The sequence below is a fragment of the Rahnella sp. CFA14(1/10) genome (genome assembly GCF_004195095.1).
Taxonomy (GTDB): Bacteria; Pseudomonadota; Gammaproteobacteria; order Enterobacterales; family Enterobacteriaceae; genus Rahnella; species Rahnella perminowiae.
Genome location: NZ_SEWS01000004.1, coordinates 328,602 through 353,426, shown reverse-complemented (window position 1 = coordinate 353,426; position 24,825 = coordinate 328,602). Strand labels below are relative to the sequence as shown.

General features: G+C 53.5%; 22 protein-coding genes. 13 read left to right on the top strand and 9 right to left on the bottom strand.

Features of this window, described 5'->3' with window-relative positions:
- The first annotated feature begins 88 nt into the window (after nt 1–88).
- Nucleotides 89–1,201 carry an endonuclease/exonuclease/phosphatase family protein gene (locus EVX52_RS10570; protein WP_129991245.1) on the top strand — a complete coding sequence of 371 codons (1,113 nt, stop codon included), beginning with the start codon at nt 89–91 and terminating at the stop codon, nt 1,199–1,201.
- 109 nt (nt 1,202–1,310) lie between these two features.
- Here the strand turns inward: EVX52_RS10570 and EVX52_RS10565 are convergent, their stop codons facing one another.
- On the bottom strand, nt 1,311–3,365 hold the full coding sequence (locus EVX52_RS10565) for a choline transporter (RefSeq protein ID WP_129952424.1): 2,055 nt from the start codon (nt 3,363–3,365) through the stop codon (nt 1,311–1,313).
- A gap of 235 nt (nt 3,366–3,600) precedes the next feature.
- Between EVX52_RS10565 and betI the strand changes: the two genes are divergently transcribed.
- The 4 genes from betI (at nt 3,601) to EVX52_RS10545 (ending at nt 7,972) form a co-directional block, all read left to right on the top strand.
- A complete protein-coding gene (gene betI / locus EVX52_RS10560; protein ID WP_129952425.1) occupies nt 3,601–4,200 on the top strand; it encodes a transcriptional regulator BetI in 600 nt (199 codons plus the stop codon).
- A gap of 44 nt (nt 4,201–4,244) precedes the next feature.
- Nucleotides 4,245–5,714, top strand: a complete 1,470-nt coding sequence (gene betB / locus EVX52_RS10555; RefSeq protein ID WP_129991244.1) for a betaine-aldehyde dehydrogenase — start codon at nt 4,245–4,247, stop codon at nt 5,712–5,714.
- 23 nt (nt 5,715–5,737) lie between these two features.
- Complete coding sequence (betA, locus tag EVX52_RS10550; protein ID WP_129991243.1) at nt 5,738–7,423, top strand: choline dehydrogenase; 1,686 nt, start codon at nt 5,738–5,740, stop codon at nt 7,421–7,423.
- Nucleotides 7,424–7,513: 90 nt separating this feature from the next.
- Nucleotides 7,514–7,972, top strand: a complete 459-nt coding sequence (locus EVX52_RS10545; protein ID WP_129952428.1) for a GNAT family N-acetyltransferase — start codon at nt 7,514–7,516, stop codon at nt 7,970–7,972.
- Nucleotides 7,973–8,581: 609 nt separating this feature from the next.
- Here the strand turns inward: EVX52_RS10545 and EVX52_RS10540 are convergent.
- Nucleotides 8,582–9,511 carry a LysR family transcriptional regulator gene (locus EVX52_RS10540; RefSeq protein WP_129991275.1) on the bottom strand — a complete coding sequence of 310 codons (930 nt, stop codon included), beginning with the start codon at nt 9,509–9,511 and terminating at the stop codon, nt 8,582–8,584.
- A 101-nt stretch (nt 9,512–9,612) separates the two neighbouring features.
- On the opposite strand from EVX52_RS10540, the gene EVX52_RS10535 reads away from it, so the two are divergent.
- The gene (locus tag EVX52_RS10535) at nt 9,613–10,047 is read left to right on the top strand and encodes a DMT family transporter (protein ID WP_129952429.1); all 435 of its coding nucleotides are present in this window, start codon (nt 9,613–9,615) and stop codon (nt 10,045–10,047) included.
- A gap of 3 nt (nt 10,048–10,050) precedes the next feature.
- Complete coding sequence (locus EVX52_RS10530) at nt 10,051–10,503, top strand: DMT family transporter (protein WP_129952430.1); 453 nt, start codon at nt 10,051–10,053, stop codon at nt 10,501–10,503.
- Between the two features lie 27 nt (nt 10,504–10,530).
- Here EVX52_RS10530 and EVX52_RS10525 read toward each other — a convergent pair whose 3' ends face one another.
- Together EVX52_RS10525 and EVX52_RS10520 are read right to left on the bottom strand one after the other, a co-directional pair.
- The gene (locus tag EVX52_RS10525) at nt 10,531–10,989 is read right to left on the bottom strand and encodes an RES family NAD+ phosphorylase (protein WP_129952431.1); all 459 of its coding nucleotides are present in this window, start codon (nt 10,987–10,989) and stop codon (nt 10,531–10,533) included.
- Nucleotides 10,986–11,447, bottom strand: a complete 462-nt coding sequence (locus EVX52_RS10520; protein ID WP_129952432.1) for an antitoxin Xre/MbcA/ParS toxin-binding domain-containing protein — start codon at nt 11,445–11,447, stop codon at nt 10,986–10,988. The genes EVX52_RS10525 and EVX52_RS10520 overlap by 4 nt, the downstream gene beginning before the upstream one ends.
- Nucleotides 11,448–11,797: 350 nt before the next feature.
- Here EVX52_RS10520 and EVX52_RS10515 point away from each other — a divergent pair, with 350 nt between their 5' ends.
- Entirely contained in the window at nt 11,798–12,685 is an 888-nt protein-coding gene (locus EVX52_RS10515; protein ID WP_129952433.1) for a nucleoside-specific channel-forming protein Tsx, read from the top strand.
- A gap of 185 nt (nt 12,686–12,870) precedes the next feature.
- Nucleotides 12,871–14,466 carry an ABC-F family ATPase gene (locus tag EVX52_RS10510; RefSeq protein WP_129952434.1) on the top strand — a complete coding sequence of 532 codons (1,596 nt, stop codon included), beginning with the start codon at nt 12,871–12,873 and terminating at the stop codon, nt 14,464–14,466.
- Between the two features lie 268 nt (nt 14,467–14,734).
- On the opposite strand, the gene moeB is transcribed toward EVX52_RS10510, so the two are convergent.
- On the bottom strand, nt 14,735–15,496 hold the full coding sequence (gene moeB, locus EVX52_RS10505; protein ID WP_129991242.1) for a molybdopterin-synthase adenylyltransferase MoeB: 762 nt from the start codon (nt 15,494–15,496) through the stop codon (nt 14,735–14,737).
- A 2-nt stretch (nt 15,497–15,498) separates the two neighbouring features.
- Nucleotides 15,499–16,740 (bottom strand): molybdopterin molybdotransferase MoeA, encoded by a 1,242-nt coding sequence (gene moeA, locus EVX52_RS10500; RefSeq protein WP_129952436.1) that lies wholly within the window; start codon nt 16,738–16,740, stop codon nt 15,499–15,501.
- 245 nt (nt 16,741–16,985) lie between these two features.
- Between moeA and EVX52_RS10495 the strand changes: the two genes are divergently transcribed.
- Nucleotides 16,986–17,219 carry a DeoR family transcriptional regulator gene (locus tag EVX52_RS10495; RefSeq protein WP_013574728.1) on the top strand — a complete coding sequence of 78 codons (234 nt, stop codon included), beginning with the start codon at nt 16,986–16,988 and terminating at the stop codon, nt 17,217–17,219.
- Between the two features lie 67 nt (nt 17,220–17,286).
- Here the strand turns inward: EVX52_RS10495 and tsgA (EVX52_RS10490) are convergent, their stop codons facing one another.
- Together tsgA (EVX52_RS10490) and xapA are read right to left on the bottom strand one after the other, a co-directional pair.
- Complete coding sequence (gene tsgA, locus EVX52_RS10490) at nt 17,287–18,483, bottom strand: MFS transporter TsgA (RefSeq protein WP_129952437.1); 1,197 nt, start codon at nt 18,481–18,483, stop codon at nt 17,287–17,289.
- 9 nt (nt 18,484–18,492) lie between these two features.
- On the bottom strand, nt 18,493–19,326 hold the full coding sequence (xapA, locus tag EVX52_RS10485; RefSeq protein ID WP_129952438.1) for a xanthosine phosphorylase: 834 nt from the start codon (nt 19,324–19,326) through the stop codon (nt 18,493–18,495).
- Between the two features lie 158 nt (nt 19,327–19,484).
- Between xapA and EVX52_RS10480 the strand changes: the two genes are divergently transcribed.
- Nucleotides 19,485–20,405 (top strand): LysR family transcriptional regulator, encoded by a 921-nt coding sequence (locus EVX52_RS10480; protein ID WP_129991241.1) that lies wholly within the window; start codon nt 19,485–19,487, stop codon nt 20,403–20,405.
- Nucleotides 20,406–20,439: 34 nt separating this feature from the next.
- Here the strand turns inward: EVX52_RS10480 and tsgA (EVX52_RS10475) are convergent, their stop codons facing one another.
- The gene (tsgA, locus tag EVX52_RS10475) at nt 20,440–21,639 is read right to left on the bottom strand and encodes an MFS transporter TsgA (protein WP_129991240.1); all 1,200 of its coding nucleotides are present in this window, start codon (nt 21,637–21,639) and stop codon (nt 20,440–20,442) included.
- A 278-nt stretch (nt 21,640–21,917) separates the two neighbouring features.
- Between tsgA (EVX52_RS10475) and EVX52_RS10470 the strand changes: the two genes are divergently transcribed.
- Together EVX52_RS10470 and EVX52_RS10465 are read left to right on the top strand one after the other, a co-directional pair.
- The gene (locus EVX52_RS10470; RefSeq protein ID WP_129952441.1) at nt 21,918–22,931 is read left to right on the top strand and encodes an isoaspartyl peptidase/L-asparaginase family protein; all 1,014 of its coding nucleotides are present in this window, start codon (nt 21,918–21,920) and stop codon (nt 22,929–22,931) included.
- Complete coding sequence (locus EVX52_RS10465) at nt 22,928–24,796, top strand: dipeptide ABC transporter ATP-binding protein (RefSeq protein ID WP_129991239.1); 1,869 nt, start codon at nt 22,928–22,930, stop codon at nt 24,794–24,796. The genes EVX52_RS10470 and EVX52_RS10465 overlap by 4 nt, the downstream gene beginning before the upstream one ends.
- Nucleotides 24,797–24,825 lie beyond the last annotated feature (29 nt).

Here is a 24,825-nt window from a genome sequence, read left to right as displayed (position 1 = left end):
CTCCCTGTTTTTCAGTCACAATCGGTTAACAACAAATACCCGTCTATGGCGGGTATTATTTTTGCTTTTTTATCAGGGTTGATAACCGATGCAAGCGTTACGAATCATCATTTGCGGACTGACGGTCATTATGACTTTGCTGACGCTCCTTCCTCTTTCTAAAAATCAGCGCTGGTGGGTGCGGGTCTGGGATTTTCCGCGGTTACAGATGGCCTCCCTGTGTCTGTTTTTTTTGCTGACCGAACTGGCGATCATGCCGTTCGGTGATGCGATCACCACCACAGTTATCATCCTGACCGTGGGATGCATGGCGTATCAGAGCTGGTGGATTTTGCCTTATACCCGCCTGTATCCGGTTCAGGTGAAGAAAACGGTCCCCAACGGTCATTCGCGTATCAAGATCATGAACAGCAACGTGCTGACCACCAACCGTGATCCGGAAAAATTACTGGCGCAGGTCAGGCATTATCAGCCGGATATTCTGGTGCTACTGGAAACTGATCAGTGGTGGGAAGATCAGATGGCAGAACTGGATGCCAGTTATCCGCACAGCCTGCGCTGCCCGCTTGATAATCTGTACGGTATGCATGTGTATTCGCGCCTGCCGATGCACGCAGCGAAGATTCAGTATCTGGTGGCTGATGACATTCCTTCTATGCATTTTCGCGCTGAACTGCCGTCGGGTGAGCGGGTGATTTTGCACTGTCTGCATCCGATGCCGCCCAGCCCGACCGAAGCGGATGAATCTACGTCGCGTGACGGTGAGCTTATCGCCGTCGGTCATACCGCCGCCAAAGCGCTTTACCCGACGATTGTCACCGGTGACCTGAACGATGTGGCGTGGTCGCGCACCACGCGCCTGTTTATGAAAATCAGCGGCCTGCTGGATCCGCGTCGCGGTCGCGGCATGTACAACACGTTCCACGCCAGTTATCCGTTCCTGCGCTGGCCGTTGGATCATGTTTTCCACAGCAAAGATTTCACACTGGTTGATCTTAAACGTCTTGAATTTATGGGCTCAGATCACTTTCCTATCCTGGTCGAACTGGCACTGACGCCTGCTCAGGGAATCGATCAGGAATCACTGGAAATCGACAGTGAAGATATTGAGGAAGCGGAAGAAAAACTCTCCAGTGCCGGGGTGAAAAGTCATGATGTGCACAAAGCTGAAAAGCTTAACCAGCCGGTTTACGCACATTAATCACAATCCGCGAACGTGAGCGGCTGCCGCTGTTAATGCCGTTCCTTCGGGGAAAGGAGTCAATGCGTATAAAAAAACCCGCATTGCGCGGGTTTCTGACGGGCTTGTATCAGACCGGTTGTTCGGGGAAGGTGAGGGTGTTTCCCGGCGCTTCGCGGTTGATATGCAGGAAGTTCAGATGACGTTCGTACTGATCCAGAATGTCATTGATGACCTGATGTTTGGTGAAGTCCATCAGGTCGTTGCCCTGTGTCCCTTCAAGGAGGAAAGTTTCCAGACGGTAATAATGTGATTTACCGGCGCGTGCGCGATAGGTAAAGGCAGGCACCGCATAGCGTACCGGCCAGATCTGATAGACAAAATTCTGCTCTTCGCCCAATGCGACCTGTAATTCCAATGGCCCGATTTTCTCGTCTTCCTGCGGCCCGTGCTCGGTAAACGTGACTTTTGCTCCGCGCAGTTCCAGTTCCAGCGCCACTTCCTGCATGGCAGGACGACATACGGTGTCCATCATTTTCTGCGTATGGCGTGTGCCCGGATAATTCATCACCCGTGACAGGCGCTGCTTCCAGTTCAGCGCCGCGTCGCTGGTGGCAGGCAGCGGTGCCAGAGTCTGCTGGGTACTGGCGCGGCGGTAATCTTCCAGGCGCAGTGATTTATACAATCCGGCCATGATGAAGAAAATCACAAAGCTGAACGGCAGACCCATAATCACCGTGGTGTTTTGCAGCGCGGAAACCCCGTCTGTCATCAGCATCCCCAACGTCAGCACACCGATGGTAACAGACCAGAAAATCCGCAGCCAGTTTGGGGCATCGTTGTTAATGTCTGCCAGTTTCGAGGTGAAGTTACCCAGCACCAGCGAGCCGGAATCGGCCGAGGTGACATAAAACAGCAGGCCGGTGATGGTCGCAACGGACGCGCTCAGCGTAAAGCCCGGATACTGCGCCAGCAGGCTGTAAACGCCGCGTTCAGGGTGTGAAATCACTTCGTTGGCGAAATCCAGATTGCCATGCAGGATCTGATACAGCGCACTGTTACCGAAAATTGACAGCCACAGCAGGGTGAAGACGAACGGAATGATCAGCGTGCCGAGCACGAACTGACGGATGGTGCGTCCGCGTGAGATACGCGCCAGGAACAGGCCGACAAACGGCGACCACGCTACCCACCAGGCCCAGAAAAACAGCGTCCAGCTGTTCATCCATTCCGTCGGGCGGTCAAAGGCAAAGGTGTTAAGCGTCATGCCCATAAAGCGGTTGATGTAATCGCCAATATTGAGCACCAGCGCATTGAGCAGGAATTCGGTATTGCCGAAGAACAGTAAAAACAGAATCAGCCCCAGCGCCAGCAGCACGTTAAGTTCCGACAGAATACGGATGCCTTTGTTAACACCGGATGTCACCGACACCGTCGCCATAATCACAGAAAGCAGGATCAGTGCGGCCTGCACGGTCAGGTTTTCCGGAATGTGGAACAGCACTTTCAGGCCATAGTTAAGCTGTACCACACCAATGCCGAGCGTCGTGGCGATACCGAAAATAGTGCCGACCACGGCAGCGATATCCACACTGTGGCCGATCGGGCCGTTAATGCGCTTACCGAAAATCGGGTACAGCGCCGAACGTATCGTCAGCGGCAGATTATAGCGGTAGCTGAAATATCCCAGTGCAATCCCCATCAGCGCATACATCGCCCAGCCGGTCAGACCGTAGTGGAACAGCGTCCAGGTCATGGCCTGTCGCGCCGCTTCCAGCGTTTGCCCGTTTCCTTCCGGTGGCAACATGTATTGCGTCACCGGTTCAGCAACGGAAAAGAACATCAGGTCGATACCGATACCCGCAGCAAACAGCATTGCGGCCCAGCTCATCATGCTGAATTCGGGTTTGGATTGTTCAGGGCCCAGTTTGATCGAACCAAAACGTGAACAGGCTATGAACACTACAAACACGATGTACAGCGTAGCCGCCAGCATGTAATACCAGCCGAAGGTGGCCGACACCCAGTTAAGGGTCAGGCTGATCCATTTTCCCGATAAACCGGTGAAGAAAATGGTCATTAATGTGAAGGCTAAAATCAGCCCGGCGGAGGTGAAAAACACCACCTTGTTCAGCTGGTCGCGCGGTTTTTCGCTCTTTTTCTCTGTCGTATTGGCAATCGCCATCTTTTCCCCTGTTATGTTAATTAATCACTATTTTTCAATAAATTGGATGCTTTAAGGTTCCAGAATTCATACAAATTACTAACGTATTGGTAATAAAATATATGCATTTTTAATTGAACGTTCAATCAAAAAAAAGTTAAATAGAGGGCGTCAGAGCGTTGAAACAAGGTTGAGCAGGAGCGCAAAAAAAGGCTGTTAAGCGCGTTCAACCCGCTCATTTTCAGGAGCCGGAACCATGCCCAAAGTAGGAATGCAGCCCATCAGGCGGCAGCAATTAATTGAGGCAACACTGGCCGCAGTGAACGAAGTCGGGATGCACGATGCGTCGATTTCGCAAATTGCCCGCCGTGCTGGCGTCTCAAATGGCATCATCAGTCACTACTTTCGTGACAAGAACGGTCTGCTGGAAGCGACCATGCGTTATTTACTCAGTCACCTGGGGGAAGGCGTACAGTTGCGGCTGTCGCAACTGACGGATACCGCACCGACGGCGCGGTTGCATGCGATTGCCGAAGCCAACTTTGATGACAGTCAGACCAACAGCGCGGCGATGAAAACCTGGCTGGCCTTCTGGGCGAGCAGCATGCATCACCCGCAGTTGTACCGGCTGCAACAGGTTAACAGCCGCCGGCTCTATTCAAATTTATGTGCTGAATTCAGACGTTTTCTGCCAAAAAATGAGGCGCGTCTCGCGGCGCAAAGCACCGCTGCATTGATTGATGGCTTGTGGCTGCGCGGGGCCCTCAGCGGAAAAGCGTTCAACCACGCTGAGGCGATGCAAATTACACACCGCCATATTGAATCGCAGATCGCACCGCATGCCATTGAGCAGTAAACCGGGCTGAAAAATTTCAGACCGCACAGACCGAGGAGAGATATATGTCCCGCTACGGCAAGCAAAAACTTTATATCGACGGGCGTTTTCAGGACAGCACCGGGGATGAAACCTTCGACGCAGTCAATCCGGCCAACGGCGAAGTGATTGCGACCGTGCAATCCGCCACGCACGCGGATGTCGATCTGGCCGTGAAATCCGCGCAGAAAGGCCAGAAAGTCTGGGCTGCGATGACTGCCATGAGCCGCGCCCGTATTCTGCGCCGCGCCGTGGATATTCTGCGCGAGCGCAACGACGAACTGGCGGCCATTGAAACAGCCGACACCGGTAAGCCGCTTTCTGAAACACTGGCCGTGGATATCGTCACCGGCGCGGATGTGCTGGAGTATTACGCCGGGTTAATTCCGGCAATTGAGGGGCAGCAAATTCCGCTGCGTGATTCGTCATTCGTCTATACCCGCCGCGAGCCGCTGGGCGTGGTCGCCGGTATCGGTGCATGGAACTACCCGATTCAGATTGCCTTGTGGAAATCTGCCCCTGCGCTGGCAGCCGGTAACGCGATGGTGTTCAAACCGAGTGAAAACACGTCACTGACGGCCCTGAAACTGGCTGAAATCTACACCGAAGCCGGTGTACCGGATGGTGTGTTCAGTGTGGTGACGGGTGCGGCCAGTGTCGGCCAGGCGTTAACGGAGCATCCAGATATTGCCAAAGTCTCGTTCACCGGCGGCATTAAAACCGGCAAGAAAGTGATGGCCAGCGCCTCGGCTTCCACACTGAAAGAAGTAACCATGGAACTGGGCGGTAAATCGCCGTTGATCATCTTTGATGATGCGGATCTCGATAAAGCCGCCGACATTGCCATGATGGCGAATTTTTACAGCTCCGGTCAGGTATGCACCAACGGTACCCGGGTGTTTGTACCCGCCGCATTGCATAAAGCGTTCGAAGCCAAAGTACTGGAGCGGGTGAAACGTATCCGCTCAGGCGATCCGACCGATGAAAACGTCAACTTCGGCCCGCTGGTCAGTTTCACGCATATGGAATCAGTGCTGCGTTACATCGAAAGCGGCAAGCGTGAAGGGGCGACTTTACTGACAGGCGGTGAGCGCATCACGACCGGCGAATACGCCAAAGGCGCCTACGTCGCGCCGACAGTATTTACCGACTGTCGTGATGACATGCTGATCGTCCGGGAAGAAATTTTCGGGCCGGTAATGAGCATTCTGACCTATGAAAGTGAAGAAGAAGTGATCCGCCGTGCCAATGATACTGACTATGGCCTGGCCGCCGGGCTGGTGACGCAGGATCTCAACCGTGCTCATCGCGCGATTCATAAACTTGAAGCCGGGATCTGCTGGGTGAACACCTGGGGCGAATCCGCCGCAGAAATGCCGGTCGGTGGCTACAAACATTCCGGTGTCGGGCGTGAAAACGGCCTCACCACGCTTGAGCATTACACCCAAATCAAATCCGTGCAGGTCGAACTGGGCGAATTCAGCTCAGTATTTTGATCCGCTGCAACAGAGGAGATTCAATGGATTACGATTACATCATCATCGGTGCGGGTTCTGCCGGCAACGTACTTGCTACCCGTCTGACGGAAGACAGCAATGTGACCGTTTTGCTGCTGGAAGCGGGCGGCCCGGATTATCGTCTGGATTTTCGCACGCAAATGCCTGCGGCGCTGGCGTTTCCGTTACAGGGACGCCGTTACAACTGGGCGTATGAAACCGACCCGGAACCGCATATGAATCACCGCCGCATGGAATGCGGGCGCGGTAAAGGTCTGGGCGGTTCGTCGCTGATTAACGGCATGTGTTACATCCGCGGTAACGCAATGGATTTCGATAACTGGGCGAAAGCACCGGGTCTGGAAGACTGGAGCTATCTGGACTGTCTGCCGTATTTCCGTAAAGCAGAAACCCGCGATATCGGCCCGAATGACTTCCACGGTGGCGAAGGGCCGGTGAGTGTGGCGACACCTAAAAACGGCAATAATCCGCTGTTTGGCGCGATGATAGAAGCCGGTGTGCAGGCGGGATATTCGCGCACGGATGATCTGAATGGGTTCAAACAGGAAGGTTTTGGCCCGATGGACAGAACCGTAACGCCAAAAGGCCGCCGTGCGAGTACGGCCCGTGGCTATCTGGATCAGGCCAAACCGCGCGCCAATCTGACTATCATAACCCACGCGCTGACCGACAGGATCCTGTTCGACGGCAAGCGTGCGGTAGGTGTCAGCTATTTCCACGGTGACGAATACAACGCCAAAACAGCGAAGGCGAAACGCGAAGTGTTGCTGTGCAGCGGCGCGATTGCCTCTCCGCAAATTCTGCAACGTTCCGGTGTGGGTGCGGCTGAACTGCTAAACCGTCTGAATATCCCGCTGGTACACGACCTGCCGGGCGTCGGCGAGAATTTGCAGGATCATCTGGAAATGTACCTGCAATACAGCTGTACGCAGCCGGTCTCTTTGTATCCGGCATTACAGATGCATAACCAACCGGCGATTGGTGCTGAATGGCTGTTTAAAGGCACCGGCACCGGTGCCAGCAATCAGTTTGAAGCGGGCGGTTTTATCCGCAGCCGTGAAGATTTTGCCTGGCCGAATATTCAGTATCACTTCCTGCCGGTGGCGATTAATTACAACGGCAGTAACGCAGTAAAAGAGCATGGTTTCCAGGCGCATGTCGGTTCAATGCGTTCCCCAAGTCGTGGCCGCGTTCAGGTGAAATCGAAAGATCCGCGCCAGCATCCGAGCATTTTGTTTAATTACATGGCGACGGAGCAGGACTGGCAGGAATTCCGTGATGCTATCCGCATCACACGTGAAATCATGAATCAACCGGCGCTGGATCCTTATCGTGGCCGCGAGATCAGCCCGGGCGAAAATGTGCAGACTGACGAAGAGCTGGATGCCTTTATCCGTGAGCATGCGGAAACCGCGTTCCATCCGTCATGCTCGTGTAAAATGGGCACTGATGAGATGGCTGTGGTCGACGGAGAAGGGCGTGTTCACGGATTGCAGGCGCTGCGCGTGGTAGACGCTTCCATCATGCCGCAGATCATTACCGGTAATCTGAATGCGACGACGATCATGATTGCCGAAAAGATTGCCGATAAAATTCGTGGCCGTCAGCCATTACCCCGCAGTACTGCGCAGTATTACACCGCAGGCGATGCCCCGGTCCGTACCCAGCCGCTAAAAAAATCTGCCTGATCAATTAGCTGTAAAACCGGTGTTAAAAAGAGATATTCTCAGGAATATCTCTTTTTTTTGGCTTTCAGAAAACAGGCAGGGCATTCATTGATGAGCGGATTATCATCACTTCACTGGCAGGATTATCATCACAGCGAACTGAGCGCGGCGCAGCTTTACGCCATTCTGGCACTGCGAAGCGAAGTGTTTGTGGTGGAACAAACCTGTATTTATCAGGATATCGACGGGCAGGATCTGACCGGAGAAAACCGTCATATCGTCGCCTGGCTGGAGGGAAAACCTGCCGCCTATGCACGAATTTTACGTCATGCGGAAGACGTGGCTATCGGCCGGGTGATTGTCGCGCCTTCCGCCCGTGGCCTGAAACTGGGCCATCAGCTGATGGAACAGGCACTGGCTGCCTGCCAGAAACACTGGCCGGGTGAGCGCGTCGCGATTTCCGCTCAGGCGCATTTACAGGGCTTCTACGGCAGACTGGGGTTTGTGGCGTATACCGAAATTTACGATGAAGATGGGATTCCGCATGTGGGGATGGAGTTGAGGATTTAATCTTCAACTTCAACTTCAACTTCAACTTCAAAGTCAAAACCGTGGGTTGCCACCCACACTGGCCTTAAGGGTGGCTTATCGCCGCCACCCTTAAGAATCCCTGGCTCTTAAACTGCGCGTTGCCGCTCGCTGACTATGTTTCATCAACCACAGCGATAGCCGCAAAATCCCGCCGCTGCGCGGTTCCCTCCGTTCGGGTTACAACCCGCGCATAAAGACGCGCGGTTTTTCACCTCTCCTGCGGCGTGATTTTGGAACCGGCCTCAGGCTTCAACTTCACAACCTCACCATATTTGATTTGAAAAACCGATTGGTTTTGAATTTAAGATCCTGCGGGCGGTTTAGAAATCTTGCCGAACGGAGCGGCCTGAAGACCAAAGGCTTCAGGACCGAGTGAGGAAACCGCGCAGCGGCAAGATTTCCAGCCTGTCGCGGTGATACCTGAAACATAGCCAGCGAGCGGAGCGCGTGTTGAGAAAAGCGAGGGGAGTTCAGAGGGGAAAAGCTTTTCCCCTCTGGTCGGTTTCGGCGCGGCGGGTCAGGTGATCGCAGTACTTGAAAAACCGAAATATTCTCGATCTGTCTTTAAAAAAGCTTTAGTGCAACGCCTCACTCCCAGTACGCCGGACTGCCAAATTTCTCCACCAGAAAATCAATCACCGCGCGGACTTTGATCGAGGGGCGGCGGCTGTTCGGATACAGTGCTGATATTGTCTGCGGTTCCGGCGAGGTCGATACCTGATAACTTTCCAGCACGCTGACCAGCCGTCCGTCGCGCAGGGCATCGCCAATCAGCCAGGTGGGAAAGACCACCAGCCCCATGCCGTCGATAGCCGCCTGCGTCAGCGTTTCTGCGTTATTGCTGGTCAGTAATCCCCCCAGATGCAGCGAGTGCCATTCCTGATCCGGCTGACGGAAGTACCAGCGCTGCGAACCGGCAAATCCCTTGAACACCAGACAACTGTGACCGGCCAAATCTTCCGGCGATCCGGGCGTTCCTGCACGGGCAAGATACGCAGGGCTGGCGGCAAGACGGAAAGTCTGATGGCCGAGTGTACGCGCCTGCAGAGTGGAATCCGCCATCACGCCGATACGGATGAGCAAGTCAACGCTGTCCTGCAACGGATCGACAAAATCGTCGGTTTGCATCAGCTCAATATTCAGACGCGGATAACGGGTACTCAGCTCATGCAACCACGGCGCAAGATGTCGCTGACCGAACACTACCGGTGCATTGATGCGTACCAGTCCGCCGGGTTCACTGTCCTGTTCCTGCAAATCCAGAGCCGCCAGATCTAACTGCGCCAGCACCTGCCGCGCATGGCCGGCCAGCAGTTTGCCGGATTCAGTCGGGCTGACGGCGCGCGTATTGCGATACAGCAGTTGTGTTTGTAATGCCTGTTCCAGCTGGGAAATCACCCGCGATACGGTTGACGGCGACATCGCCTCACGCCGCGCCACTTCTGAGAAATTCCCCTGGTCGAGTACTGCGATATACAGGCGTAAAGACTGGATGTTGATCTGATTAAAACCGTTCATCTGTGCATTTTCCGCAAAACTATTTTCCTGATTGTGCTGTTTTTCGCATAGTTGTGCCACGTTATAGTTGCCGTTTCGAAAAAACTAAAAGCAGGACAATGATGAATCTGATGTTAATTCCGCTGGTCATCCTGGCGGGGATGGGGCTTTCACTGGAGGCCGGGCTGATAGGCCCGCTGGGTACTGAAGTGGGGCATTTATGGGCCACACTGAGTATTTTTGGCGTGGGTGCGGTGCTGACCGGGCTGCTGGTGCTGTTTTTCAGCCCGCGTAATGCACCGTCGTTCAGTACGCAACCGGGCTGGAAGTTATTGGGCGGCGTGCTCGGGCCGGTCTATGTGGTAGTACTGACGCTCGCGACACCGGTTATTGGTATCGGCATGACCATGATCGCGATTTTGTCAGGGCAGGTGGCGAAAAGTGTGCTGATCGACCATTACGGCTGGTTCGGTACGCCACATAAGAAAGTCGGCGGTGAGCGCCTGCTGGCACTGCTGTTTATCGTTGTAGCACTTGTTTTGATTGCCTGGGACTGAACCATGACTGAACTGATTATGATCATTCTGGCCATTGTGGCGGGGGCCGCGCTGAGTATGCAGGCGGCAGTGAACGGACAGTTAGGCGAGAAGGTGGGGGTGCTGAAAAGTGCATTCCTGACGTTCAGCGTCGGAGCTGCCATTACCGCGGTACTGGTGCTGTTTTTGCAAACACCGCAACCGGAAACCTTGCTCACCGTGCCGAAGTGGCAACTTGCGGGCGCATTATTTGGCGTGCCTTACATTATTGTGATGGTGACTGCGGTACCCCGGGTCGGGACGGCGGCGGCAACGGTCGCGGTTATTCTCGGTCAACTGTCGATGGGCATGCTTATTGATAATTTCGGCTGGCTGGATAACCCGCAGATCGCGCTGTCATGGCACCGGGTGGCGGCTATTCCCTGTCTTGTCATCGCGCTGGCACTGATTTATCGCAGCAACCGGAAAGCACAGTGATCTTCTGACCGGGAGCGGGCCCGTGCTTTACTGAAGGCGCGGGTCAAACATCATCGGTTCGCGTTCGACAGAACTCAGCAAATCCCCAAACGTCGGGTGCAGCGGATTAAGTAATACGTTGTATTCTGACGGCACAATCACTGACGGCACTTTCAGCCCGACATACTCACCTTCCTCCAGCCAGTCATCACCCTGACGTTGTGTGCTGTCAGGTGCTGATGCACTGCGCCAGTCGGCGGGCAGCTCTGAAACTTCAAGCGTATCAAGCCATTCCTCCGGTACTTCAATACTCAGTAAAGTATAGGCGCGCATCAGCATACTGTTTTGCACATGCACCAGAATTTCCAGAATCGCCAGCGAGATGCTGGTGGTGACATAGACTACCGGTCTGCCCGGAGGATTCCAGCGGCCGCCATAAAGTTGCGCACCGGCTCCCGACCAGGCTGTGGCCAGATGACGGGTCTGCACGATACGAAACAGCTTCAACTGAAAACACCGTGCTGGAGACGACCAATCAGACGGCTGACTTCTACCGCGCCAGCTTCAGAAGACAGCAGTTCCAGCGGACGTGAACCATCGAGTGCCGGAGCAGGGCGGGTGAACCATTCGAGCGCCGAGACACGATCACCTTCGAACAAATCAGTGGCGGCATCCACGATGCGAACCAGCCGTGCCACCCGTTCACTCTCTTCACTTTTCAGCAAGCCGTTCCCGGCTTTACGCCGCGCATAGTTGCGTTCATTAATGCCCATGATTTCCAGTAACACCATTTTTGGCCATCCCAGCTCAGTATTAAGACGGCTGATACTATCAACCGGAAACCCTTTTTGTATGGCATTTATCAAACTGATTCCGCTGCTTGCGGGCAGGCCCGCAGATTGCCAAAGCGGCGTTGCAGAATCTTGCACAGAGCCGGAAGACAGCCCGGTAATTTTTGAATTCATGATGTATACCTCCATACCGTTATTTGTCGTAATTATAGCATGACAAATAACGGTATGGTCATTTTATCAACAGTGATTTTCTGCATCAGACCGTAGAAATAAAATTATGCTGAAACATTATTGTGATCGATATCACATTGGAGATGTATCGGAATGAAACAGAAATTGACAAACCTTGACCAAATCTATTTATTAGCTAAGAAAAGTCGACTCTTGTAGGAAGTAACTGGAAATTGCAGGTTTTTTGCACTATGTGCAGCAATCGGTTGCGGATCACAGTTTTAGGGTTTGTTTTATGCAACGCCTGAAGGTGGCAAGGCGTTGTTCCACCCCCCGCTTCTGGTAAAAATATGAAAAATACAATTATTGCAGCAGGCGCTTTGATGGCTTTGTCCTACAGCGCGACCGTGCTCGCTGATGATAGCAAGGGCGAATTTGTTTCTGACTGGTGGCACCAGAGTGTCAACGTTGTAGGTAGCGCCGATACCCGTTTCGGGCCTACGCTGCGTAACGATGTTTACCTTGAATATGAAGCGTTTGCACACAAAGACTGGTTTGATTTCTACGGCTATATCGATATTCCTAAAACCTTCGGCGCCGGTAACGGCAATGATACCGGTATCTGGGATAAAAACGGTTCTCCGCTGTTTATGGAAATTGAACCTCGTTTTTCTATCGATAAACTGACCGGTACTGATCTGAGTTTCGGTCCGTTTAAAGAATGGTACTTCGCCAACAACTATATCTACGATATGGGGCCGGACAGCGATAACCGTCAGAATACCTGGTACATGGGTCTGGGCACCGACATCGACACCGGTCTGCCGATGAGCCTGTCCCTGAACGTGTATGCGAAATATCAGTGGGAAAACTACGGCGCGGCGAATGAAAACAGCTGGGACGGTTACCGTTTCAAAGTGAAATACTTCGTTCCTCTGACGCAATTATGGGGCGGCAACCTGAGCTATATCGGGTTCACCAACTTTGACTGGGGTTCCTCACTGGGCGATGACGATTTCCGTGATCTGAACGGCAATAAAGCGCGTTCTAACAACTCTATCGCCTCCAGCCATATCCTGTCGCTGAACTACACACATTGGCATTACTCGTTCGTGGCGCGTTACTTCCATAACGGCGGCCAGTGGGCTGACGGCGCTGAGCTGAACTTCGGTAACGGTAACTTCGATGTGAAGTCCACCGGCTGGGGTTACTACGGTGTAATCGGCTACAACTTCTGATTTCAACCGTTGTTCTGGAAAACCCGGCTTATGTCGGGTTTTTGCTTTTGTTGCTTTCTGAAAAGTCCCCTGTCAGGCATTTTTTTAGCTATTGAATGAAAAATGACCACAACTACAGGCGATCCTGACGCGCCGTTGTGGCATAATGCGCGCCAAATCACATTTCCCAATTAAGAGCGAGCGTTGTGCTAAGTACTTACAACATCACCATGCAATTCGGCAGCAAGCCGTTATTTGAAAACATTAACGTGAAATTTGGCGGCGGTAACCGTTATGGCCTGATTGGCGCGAACGGTTGTGGCAAGTCCACTTTCATGAAGATCCTCGGTGGCGACTTAGTGCCTTCTGGCGGTAATGTCGTGCTGGACCCGAACGAGCGTCTGGGTAAATTGCGCCAGGATCAGTTCGCCTTCGAACAGTTCAGCGTGCTGGACACCGTTATCATGGGCCACACTGAATTGTGGGAAGTGAAGGAAGAGCGCGACCGTATTTACGCAATGGCGGAAATGAGTGAAGAAGACGGCTACAAAGTGGCTGATCTGGAAGTCGCTTACGGTGAAATGGACGGCTACAGCGCAGAATCCCGTGCGGGTGAATTGTTGCTGGGTGTGGGCATTCCTGTCGAACAACATTATGGCCCGATGAGCGAAATCGCACCGGGCTTTAAACTGCGTGTTTTGCTGGCGCAGGCGCTGTTCTCCGACCCGGAAATCCTGCTGCTCGACGAACCGACGAACAACCTGGACATCGATACCATTCGCTGGCTGGAGCAGGTGCTGAACGAACGTAACAGCACCATGATCATCATTTCGCATGACCGTCACTTCCTGAACATGGTGTGTACGCACATGGCGGATCTGGATTACGGCGAACTGCGTGTTTATCCGGGCAACTACGATGAATACATGACGGCGGCAACGCAGGCCCGTGAACTTCTCAGTGCCAATAACGCCAAGAAGAAAGCGCAGATTGCAGAACTGCAATCGTTCGTCAGCCGCTTCAGCGCGAACGCCTCAAAATCTAAACAGGCGACTTCCCGTGCCCGTCAGATTGATAAAATTCAGCTTGATGAAATCAAAGCATCCAGCCGTCAGAACCCTTACATGCGTTTTGAACAGGACAAGAAATTGTTCCGTAATGCGCTGGAAGTGGAAAAAATCACCAAAGGTTTTGACAACGGTCCGCTGTTTAAAAATCTCGGCCTGATGCTGGAAGTGGGCGAAAAAGTCGCGATTCTGGGCGCCAACGGCATCGGTAAATCCACCCTGCTGAAAACGCTGGTCGGTGAGCATGAGCCGGAAAGTGGTTCAGTAAAATGGTCTGAAAATGCCAAGATCGGCTATTACGCGCAGGATCACGAATATGAATTCGACGAAACCCTGAACGTCTTCGACTGGATGAGCCAGTGGAAATCCGAGAAAGACGACGAGCAGGCCGTACGCGGTGTGTTAGGCCGTCTGCTGTTTGGTCAGGACGATATCAAGAAGAAAGTGAAAGTGCTTTCCGGTGGGGAAAAAGGTCGTATGTTATTCGGGAAACTGATGATGCAACGCCCTAACATTCTGATTATGGATGAACCAACCAACCACCTTGATATGGAATCCATCGAGTCGCTGAACATGGCACTGGAAATGTACGAAGGCACGCTAATCTTCGTTTCTCATGACCGTGAATTCGTCAGCTCTCTGGCAACCCGTATTCTGGAAATGACCCCGACGCGTGTGATCGACTTCTCCGGTAATTATGAAGACTACCTGCGTAGTCAGGGCATCAATAGTTAATTCGCTGCATCCTTCGCGTTGTCTCGGCGTTGGCTGCGTTACTCGGCCCATCCATGGGCCTCGCTCCTGAAGGAGCCGCTGCAAGCAGCGTTCCAATCTGCTCCCGGCAGATTGGTCACTCACCCCGGTCACTTACCGATGTAAGCTCCCGGGGATTCGTGCAGTTGCCGCCTTGATACAACGCGAATGATTTTGCGAATTGTTTTGGGTGTCATAAAAAATAGAAAACCGCCGATAAAGGCGGTTTTTTGTGTCTGAATTTACTGATTCAAAAATCCCCACACACTTCGCAATGCGGGTCTTTCATCAGTTTCATTTCGCGGAACTGCAACGTCATGGCGTCATACATCAGCAGTTTGCCGCGCGGCGTTTCGCCGAATTTCGTCAGCAGTTTGATGGTTTCCATCGCCTGTAAACTGCCGATGGTGCCGACCAGAGGGGACATAACCCCGGCTTCCACGCAGGTCAGCGCATTTTCACCGAATAACCGGCTCAGGCATTGATAACAAGGTTCATGTGGCTGATAAGTAAATACGCTGAGCTGGCCTTCCATGCGGATGGCAGCGCCGGAAACCAGCGGTTTTTTCTGCGCGAAACATTCACCGTTCAGCTGATTCCGGGTGGTGACGTTGTCGGTGCAGTCGACCACCACGTCACAGGCAGCAATCACCTCACGCAGCCTGTCGTCGCTGGCCTGTGCATTAATCTGATGGATAACGATATGCGGATTAATTGCCGCCAGCGCTATAGCGGCAGATTCTACTTTCGATATACCGATCCGGGCATCAGTATGCAGCGTCTGGCGTTGCAGGTTTGACAGCGAGACGGTGTCATAATCCAGCAATGTTAACGTGCCGGTACCTGCGGCAGCCAGATACTGAGCGGCGGCGCAGCCTAAACCGCCCAGACCAACAATCAGTGCGTGGCTGGATTTCAGCTGTTCCTGACCGTCGAAATCAAACCCTTTCAGTACGATCTGGCGGTTATAACGCAGGGTTTCGGCGTCCGTCAGTTCCGGCAATTGAGACATGTTCAGCTCCGCAGCAGGGCGTTAAACGGTTCGATTTCAACGGATTCGCCCGCTGCTACGTTGCCGCGCCCGCGTTCAAGCACGATAAAACAGTTGGCCTGACTGAATGAACTGAATACATGCGACCCCTGATGGCCGGTGGTAAGTACTTCCAGTTGCCCCCCGGCGCTGGTGCTGAATATACCGCGCTGAAAATCGAGACGTCCGGGAGATTTTTTCAGTGGCGTCACCGCTATTGCCTTCAGCCGTGGCGGGAACTTCCAGGCCGTATGGCCGGATAACTGCGCAATAAAGGGCTGAACCAGTTGATAAAACGTCAGTGCGGCCGACACCGGATTCCCCGGCAAACCGCAGAACCAGCTGTTTTTCAGTTTGCCGAAAGCAAAAGGTTTGCCCGGTTTCATGGCAAGTTTCCAGAAACCGATTTCACCCAGTTCATCCAGAATTTGCCTGGTGTAATCGGCTTCACCGACCGACACGCCGCCGCTGGAAATCACCAGATCCGCAAAAGCATTGGCTTCTTCAAAAGCTTTACGCAGCGCCTGCGGATTGTCGCGAATAATACCTAAATCCAGCACGGTGCAGCCCAGTTGTTCCAGCATCAGGCGTACAGCGAAACGGTTGGTATCGTAAATCTGCCCCTCCTGCAAAGGCGTCCCCACCGGCTGCAGTTCATCGCCAGTCGAAAATACGGCGACTTTCAGCGGCTTCCAGACATTCACATCGGTGACGCCCAGAGAAGCCAGCAGTGGCAATTCTGCCGCACCCAGCCGGACACCGGCAGGTAGCACGCTGTCGCCCCGTTTTATGTCATCACCGGTCAGACGGATATTCTGGCCCCGGGTGATTTCAGCCGTGAAACGTACACCGGCATCCGAAACGTCGGTCTGCTCCTGCATGATCACGGCGTCAGCGCCCGCAGGCACCGGCGCACCGGTCATGATACGGATACAACTTCCGGCTGGCCATTCGCCATGAAAAGGCGCACCCGCAAAGGCTTTGCCCGCGACCGGGAAAACCGCACCATCCTGTAAATCTGCGCAGCGCACGGCATAGCCGTCCATGGCTGAGTTATCAAAAGGTGGGACGAAAACCGGCGAAAGCACCGGGGTGGCGGTAATGCGGCCAGCCGCGCCGGCGAGCGGGAGGGATTCGGCATCCTGAATTATTTTAGGCGATACACAGGCACGCATTTTATCCAGCGCTTCGTCGAGCGAGATCAGACCGGCAGTATTGAATTCCATGAAAAATCCTCAGTAATTCGTCCCGGTTGTGCAGATAATTTCACCAGAGCCGGGCAGGGAAATGAAGCATACGCACAGTATGACAGAGAAACGCAGCGAACCAAAAATCGCTAAGGGCGTAAAAATTCGACGGAGATTCCTGAATAATTGAGATCGATCCCAAAATTAACAATGTAACGCGGGTATGATAGTTACCGTTATTTGTGATTCAAGTCACACAACTGTCATATAAACAGGAATAACCGGTGCTTAAAAAAAATCGCCATCAGGCCATCCTTCAGTTGGTTGAACAACATGAAGTACTACAGGTAAGCGAACTGGCACAATCGCTGGATGTAAGTCTCGAAACGATCAGACGCGATCTGAGTGAAATGCAGGACAAAGGATTGATTTTACGTCGCCACGGACGCGCGCGTCGTCTGGCCGCTCAGCCTGAAACATCCTGGCTAAACAGTTTGCAACGTTGCCCGCAGCTATAAACGCAGCAACGAAGAGGGAAAAGGAAGGCTTTTAAGCCTTCCTTTTTTTATATGCACGATACCGCGTTCAGCGTGCAGGCTGTTGTTCCAGGGCTTCCGCTTTGCTGTTTACTGCGGCGAAAATCAGCGCCAGCAGCAGGAAAACGTAAGCCACAGTCGCGCTATTGAGCGCCCAGAACAGACCGTACCGGCTGTATACCAGCGACGAGAGTGTGGAAAAAATTAGCGTGCCAAGGGTGCCGAGGGTAAGCAAGGCAGAGGTCAGCGTCGGCGGAGAATTACTGACTTGCAAGCTGCCATAACTCATGATGCCCGAGAACAGCCCCGAATTGCAGAAACCGAACAAACCGGCACAAACAAGGATCAACATCGGGTCCGCGCTGTTAGCGGCAACCGCCAGGCACATCAGTCCGACAAACGCGGAAAGCAGCAGATAAGTGCGCAGCTTAACGAAGCGGACAGTGAACTGATTCACAAACAGGCCGATGGATTTCACCGTCCAGTACGTCGTGATATAAAATGCGGCCCGATCCGCCGCCATGCCGAAATGCGCTTTCAGCCAGCTCGGCAGCCACATGGTAAAAATCGGCTCGGCCAGCAGGAAGGCAAACAGTGCAAAACACAGCACCCAGACCGACATCCCCCAGCGCGTCACCTCAGTTTCAGTTGCCATCGTGGTTTGTGCGGCCTGCGGAATCGACGGGAATGTCTGCCCGACGCACAGCACAATCATCGCCAGACTCAGCACCGCCATTACGCCATACATCGCCAGCCAGCTTGCGCCATGCTGGAACAGATAGCCCAGCAGCAGCGACAGCACCACGCCCGCCAGAGCGAAAAAGAAATCGGTGAGGATTAAATTCGCCGAGCGTTTTTTCGGATCTTCATTAATACGTACCACCAGATAACTGCCGATGGACATCATGATCCCCGACGACGCGCCAATCAGGAACACGCCGATACCAAACATCGTGATGGTGGGCATCAGGAAAAGCGCAATGCAGGCCAGCACGGAAACGGCTGAACCGGTGATCAGCTGTTTGCCCGGATTGAATTTACGCATCAGCACGCCGCTGACCATGATCGGCAGGAACAGACCGATATTCATCAGCGTAAACATCTGGCCGATAAATCCCGGATCTTTGCCAAAGGCCTGCGAAACGGGGCCGATAACAATCCCGAGTGTGGAGACCAGCGCGCCGGTAAAGAAATAGCTTAGCCAGGAAATCATATTGATCCGCTGGCGGTTGAATGCCTGTTCCATAGCCGCTCCTTATTTTACGCTGGCTGAAAGATGGGCGAAAAAGGCGCGGATCAGTCGCGTGAAATCTCCGACGGCCAGTCTGGCGCAACGTAAGGTTTGTTCGTGGGAAAGCGGTGTATCAGAAAGCCCTTCGGCGAAATTGGTCATGGCGGAAATCGCCAGCACTTTCAGCCCGCAGTGACGGGCAGAAATCACTTCCGGCACGATGGACATGCCCACTACGTCGCACCCTAAAATTTGCATCATGCGGATTTCCGCCGGGGTTTCGAAATTCGGGCCGGTATAGGCCGCGAATACGCCTTCTGCGACCTCAATGTTCAGCCCTGCGGCAACGGTGTGAAGTTGTGCGCGGAGATCTTTGTCGTAGGCATTGGCGAGACTGAAAAAGCGCGGACCAAAACGCTCGTCATTCGGGCCTGTCAGCGGCGATTCGGGCATGAAACTGACATGGTCGGTCAGCGCAACTAACCGACCCGGCGCGACGCTTTTACGCATCGACCCGGCGGCGTTGGTGGCCAGCATAAATTCGCAGCCGAGCAGTTTAAAAGTGCGCACCGCACAGGTCATCACTGACATACCGTGCCCTTCGTACAGATGGCCGCGACCCTTCATGCACATCACCGGCACATTTTCCAGATAACCCAGTACCAGTTCACCGGCATGACCGGCGACACTGCTTTGCGGAAATCCCGGCAGTTCGTTGTAGGGAATGGTCACTGCGTCGCTCATGTCGTCGCACAACGTACCGAGGCCGGAGCCTAAAATCAGTGCGGCCTGCGGAATAAAATCAGGGGCGCGCTGGCGAATAATCGCGGCGCAGTCAAAAGCATGGTTATTGAGCATGATCACTTCTCTCATTTTTCACAGTAGGGGGAGGATGCGGGCAATGCTAGTGTGAGCAGCGTTTACGGTCTAATACCGTTCTTTATGCGGATTTATAGACAAAATCTATAAATGTAACTCATTAAATTTAAGAGAGAAATTATGTTGCGGAGTCCGGCATGACACGTCCGTTTACCGATTCGGTGTTTGATCTCGGCCAGATCAATCTCCGGTTATTGCACTATTTTCGCGTGGTGGCCGAAGAACTGAGTTTCAGTAAGGCGGCGGTACGGCTGAATATGTCGCAACCGCCGCTGAGCCTTCACATTAAAGAGCTGGAACATCTGCTGGGTACGCCGTTATTTCTGCGTACCACGCGATCTGTTTCGCTGACGCCGGCGGGCGCGGCGCTGATGCGTGAGGCCGGGCTGATGCTCGACGGTATCAACCGATCGTTACATCGGGTACGTAAAATCGGGCGCGGGGAGGTCGGGCATATTCAGCTGGGGACCGTCGGTACCGCAGTCTGGGGCCCGCTGATGCCTGCCCTTAACCGCTTTGGAAAAAATGCACCGGAAATAAGCTGGACGATGACCGAACTGACCCCGGTGCAGCAAATCGATGCCTTACAATTGCAGCGGATCGATATTGGCATCTGGCGTGAGGCTAAACTGACGCTGCCACAGGGGCTGAAAAGCCGGCTGATGGGACGGGAAAACGTCGCGCTGGCGATTTCAGAACACCACCGGCTGGCGACAAAAAACAGCGTGGTACTGAGTGAGCTGGCGCATGAGGATTTCATTGTGATGCCGATGAGTGCTTCAGGTCTTGGCAGTTATCTGTATTCGATGTGCCGGCAATACGGCTTCTTACCGCAGGTGAAACATCAGGTAAACGAACCGCAAACTGCGCTGGCACTGGTGGCCAACGGGAATGGCATTACACTTTTACCGGAAAGCTACGCGCGCATTCACTGGCCGGGCGTGCGTTTTTGTGCGCTCAGCGAACGGCTGCCTGCAGATTTGTATGCCATTTATCAGGCGGATTCGGTGACGCCAGCGGCAACACGTTTTCTGGATTCACTGGGCGAGGTGAATTGAGAAAGCAGGGCCGGAGCCCTGCTGCGGGGAGAGTTTAGTGCGCGGTGACTTCGTGGTTAATTTTCTCTGCCTTGCTCTTCAGGCTGGCAAGCACCACCATCAGCACCAGCAATGCGTAAGAAACGGTCGCAATATTCAGCGCCCAGAACAAGCCGTACTCGTTGTAGATGAAAGAAGAGAAGGACGCGAAAATCAGCGTGCCGACGGAGCTGGTGGTCAGCAGTGCGGATGTCAGCGTAGGTGGGGAGTTTTTCACCTGCAAGCTGCCGTAGCTCATCAGCCCGGAGAACAGACCGGAGTTACAGAAACCGAACAGACCCACAGCGAAGAGCACCAGTACCGGTGAATTGCTGGTGGTCAGCACCGCCAGGCTTGCCATACCGACAATCACGGAAACCAGCAGGAAAGTACGCAGTTTGACGAAACGCACGGTGAACTGATTCAGGAACAGGCCAATCGCTTTCACCATCCAGTAAGTGGTGATGTAAATCGCGGCACGGTCCGTTTCCATACTGAAATGCTCATGCAACCAGCTTGGCATCCACAGTGTGAAGACCAGTTCAGTAAAGACAAAAGCAAACAGTGCGATACACAGGAAGAAGACCGCAATGCCCCACGGCTCTTTCGCCACGTTGTGCGTCGATTCGTTTTTAACCGGTTGCGGCACGTGCGGGAATTTCTGACCTGCGCACAGCAAAATCATCAGCAGGCTGAGTGCACCCATGATGCCGTACATTGCCAGCCAGCTTGCGCCGTGTTTGAACAGGAAGCCCAGCACCAGTGACAACGTCATACCGGAAAGCGCGAAGAAGAAGTCGGTGAAGATTAAGTTTGCGGAACGTTTTTTCGGGTCGTCATTAATACGGACGACCAGATAGCTGCCGATAGACATCATCAGGCCCGCCGTGGCACCGATCAGGAATACGCCCACGCCAAACAGGGTAATCGACGGCACAATAAATAGCGCGATACAGACCAGTACCGAAATGAAAGAGCCGGTCATCAGTTGTTTGCCCAGATCAAACTTACGCATCAGGATGCCGCTGATCATAATTGGCAGGAACAGGCCGATGTTCATTAAAGAAAACATCTGACCGATAAAGCCCGGATCTTTGTTAAATGCAGTGGCCACCGGCCCGATAACAATGCCCAGAGTGGAAACCAGTCCACCGGTAAAGAAATAGCTGAGCCACGAGATCACATTAATCCGACGGCGGTTATAAACAGTTTCCATAAACTGATTTCCTAAAAAGAGAAAATAAAAAAAGCTGCAGGAAGTTTATCCGGAGAGGCATTTATCCGCAGTTAAGACGTTTATTATTGCTGTTCTTTGGTCATTTGTCCCGCGGGTATATTCAATTGCAGCATTTGTTTTTCTTAAACAATCTAAGCAATTAGCGACCTTTTGATGGCGCGACATTTCTGCTTTACATACTGTTGCGGGCTAAATATAGTCAAAAACAGCTCAACATTTTCCTCTACATAAATACAACATCGAAAGGTGCAGCGCTAATGAGTTTTTCTACTGATAATTCAGCGGCTTCCGTTTCGGACAAGAAGCGGCCGGTTATTGCGATCCACGGTGGTGCAGGGGCGATTACCCGCGCGGCGATGAGCGCTGAAAAAGAACGACTTTATTTAGCCGAACTGGAGAGAATAGTCGCCAGCGGACAGGCTATTCTGGCCTCCGGCGGCAGTGCACTGGATGCGGTCACCGAAGCGGTGCGTTTGCTTGAAGAGTGCCCGTTATTTAATGCCGGAAAAGGGGCGGTTTTTACCCATCAGGGCACGCATGAGTTAGACGCCTGCATTATGGATGGCCGTACGCTCGATGCCGGTGCCATCAGTTGTGTGAACCATATTCGCAATCCTGTTCTCACCGCCCGTAAGGTGCTGGAAGTCAGTCCGCATGTGATGTTTACCGGCGCGGGCGCGGAAGCCTTTGCCCGCGAACACGGCCAGGAAATGGTCGGACCGGACTACTTTTTCACGCAGGAACGTTATGATCAGTTGCAACGTGCCATCGCGGCAGATAACGGCGTGATGCTTGATCACGATGGCGCGTCGCTCAGTGCCCCCGTGTCTGATGATCCGCTGGATCCTGAACATAAATTTGGCACCGTGGGTGCCGTGGCGATGGATGCGCTGGGTAATCTGGCGGCGGCGACATCAACCGGCGGTATGACCAACAAACAGGCCGGGCGCGTCGGCGATTCACCGGTTATTGGCGCGGGCTGTTACGCCAATAACAATACGGTAGCGATTTCCAGCACCGGTACCGGCGAAGTGTTTATGCGCACGGTGGCAGCCTACGATGTGGCGGCGCTGATCGAATATGCCGGTCTTTCTCTGGAAGAAGCCACACATAAAGTGGTGCAGGAAAAACTGCTTTCTCTGGGCGGAAGCGGTGGAATGATTGCCGTGGATAAATTTGGCAACGTGGTGCTACCTTTTAACAGCGAAGGCATGTACCGCGGCTTCGCCCGTGTGGGTGACGCTCCCTGCGTCAGTATTTACCGGTCATGAACAGCCCGATGAACAGTTCGCTTATTCTGCCACCCGATCACGTGGTTGCCGTCAGCCAGCTCAGCGTGCAGTTTGCTCATGAAGGGCAGGTCACTCAGGCGGTCAGTAATCTCAGTTTTCAGGTAAAGCGCGGTGAAACGCTGGCGATTGTTGGCGAATCGGGTTCCGGAAAATCCGTGACCTCGCTGGCGCTGATGCGGCTGGTGGAGCAGGGCGGCGGAAAGATTTTACAGGGTCAAATGCAGTTTCGTCGTCGTAACGGTGAGGTAGTTGATTTGATCAACGCCACGCAGCCTGCCATGCGTAATCTGCGTGGTGCGGATATGGCGATGATTTTTCAGGAGCCGATGACGTCGCTCAATCCGGTCTTTCCGGTGGGCGAACAAATTGCCGAATCGATCCGCTTGCACCAGAACAAAGATCACCGCGCCGCCCGTGCGGAAGCGCTGCGGATGCTTGATCTGGTGCGCATTCCTGAAGCCCGGAATATTCTCGACAGTTATCCGCATCAGCTTTCCGGCGGCATGCGCCAGCGGGTGATGATTGCGATGGCGCTCTCCTGTAAGCCTGCGTTACTGATTGCCGATGAACCGACGACGGCGCTGGATGTCACCATTCAGGCACAAATTCTGCAACTGATCCGTGTGTTGCAAAAAGAGATGCAGATGGGGGTGATTTTTATCACGCATGACATGGGAGTAGTGGCCGAAATTGCGGACCGTGTGCTGGTAATGCATCAGGGCAACAGTGTCGAAACGGGGGACGTGAACGCTATATTCCGTTCACCGCAGGCGCCTTACACTCAGACATTGCTGGCGGCGGTGCCCAAACTCGGCTCGATGGCCGGTAAAGCGCTGCCCGCACGCTTTCCCGCGCCTGAACAGCCGGAAAGTGATCCGGCGCTGATACAAAATACTCTCACACCAGGCGCGCCTCCTATATTGCAGGTGCGCGATCTGGTGACGCGTTTTGACCTGCGCAGCGGTGTTTTCAATCGCGTAACCCGACGGGTTCATGCCGTGGAAAAAGTCAGTTTTGATTTGCATCCCGGTGAAACGCTGGCGCTGGTGGGGGAATCAGGCTGTGGTAAATCCACCACCGGCCGTTCGCTGTTAAAACTGGTGAAAAGCCAGGGCGGTACTATCACCTTTAAGGGCCAGACGCTGACCGATATCGGGGGCAGTGAACTGCAACATCTGCGCCGTGATATTCAGTTTATTTTTCAGGACCCTTACGCCTCGCTCGATCCGCGCCTGACGGTAGGTTATTCCATTATGGAGCCGCTGCTGGTTCACAACCTGGCAAAAGGCGCAGAAGCCGAAGCCCGCGTGGCATGGTTACTGGAAAAAGTCGGGCTGTTGCCGGAACACGCGCAGCGTTATCCTCACGAATTTTCCGGCGGTCAGCGGCAGCGAATTTGCATTGCACGCGCGTTAGCGCTTAATCCAAAAGTGGTGATTGCCGATGAATCGGTTTCGGCGCTGGATGTGTCTGTCCGTGCGCAAATCATCAATCTGCTGATGGATTTGCAGAAAGAGTTTGGTCTGGCATTTTTGTTTATTTCACACGATATGGCCGTTGTTGAGCGCATCAGCCACCGTGTGGCGGTGATGTATCTCGGACAGATCGTGGAAATCGGCTCGCGCCGTGCGGTATTTGAAACGCCGCAACATGCCTATACCCGCAAACTCATGGCGGCGGTGCCGGTCGCCGATCCGGCGCACAAACGAAAAGATCAGGCGCTGCTGGTTGATGAAATCCCAAGTCCGGTTCGCGGGCTGCACGATGAGCCGGTGGTGATGCCATTGGTAAAGGTGGGCGAAGGCCATTTTGTCGCCAGGCACAGTATTGCGGGTATTTACTGATTTTTCTGGCGGCTTATTTAAGCCGTCAA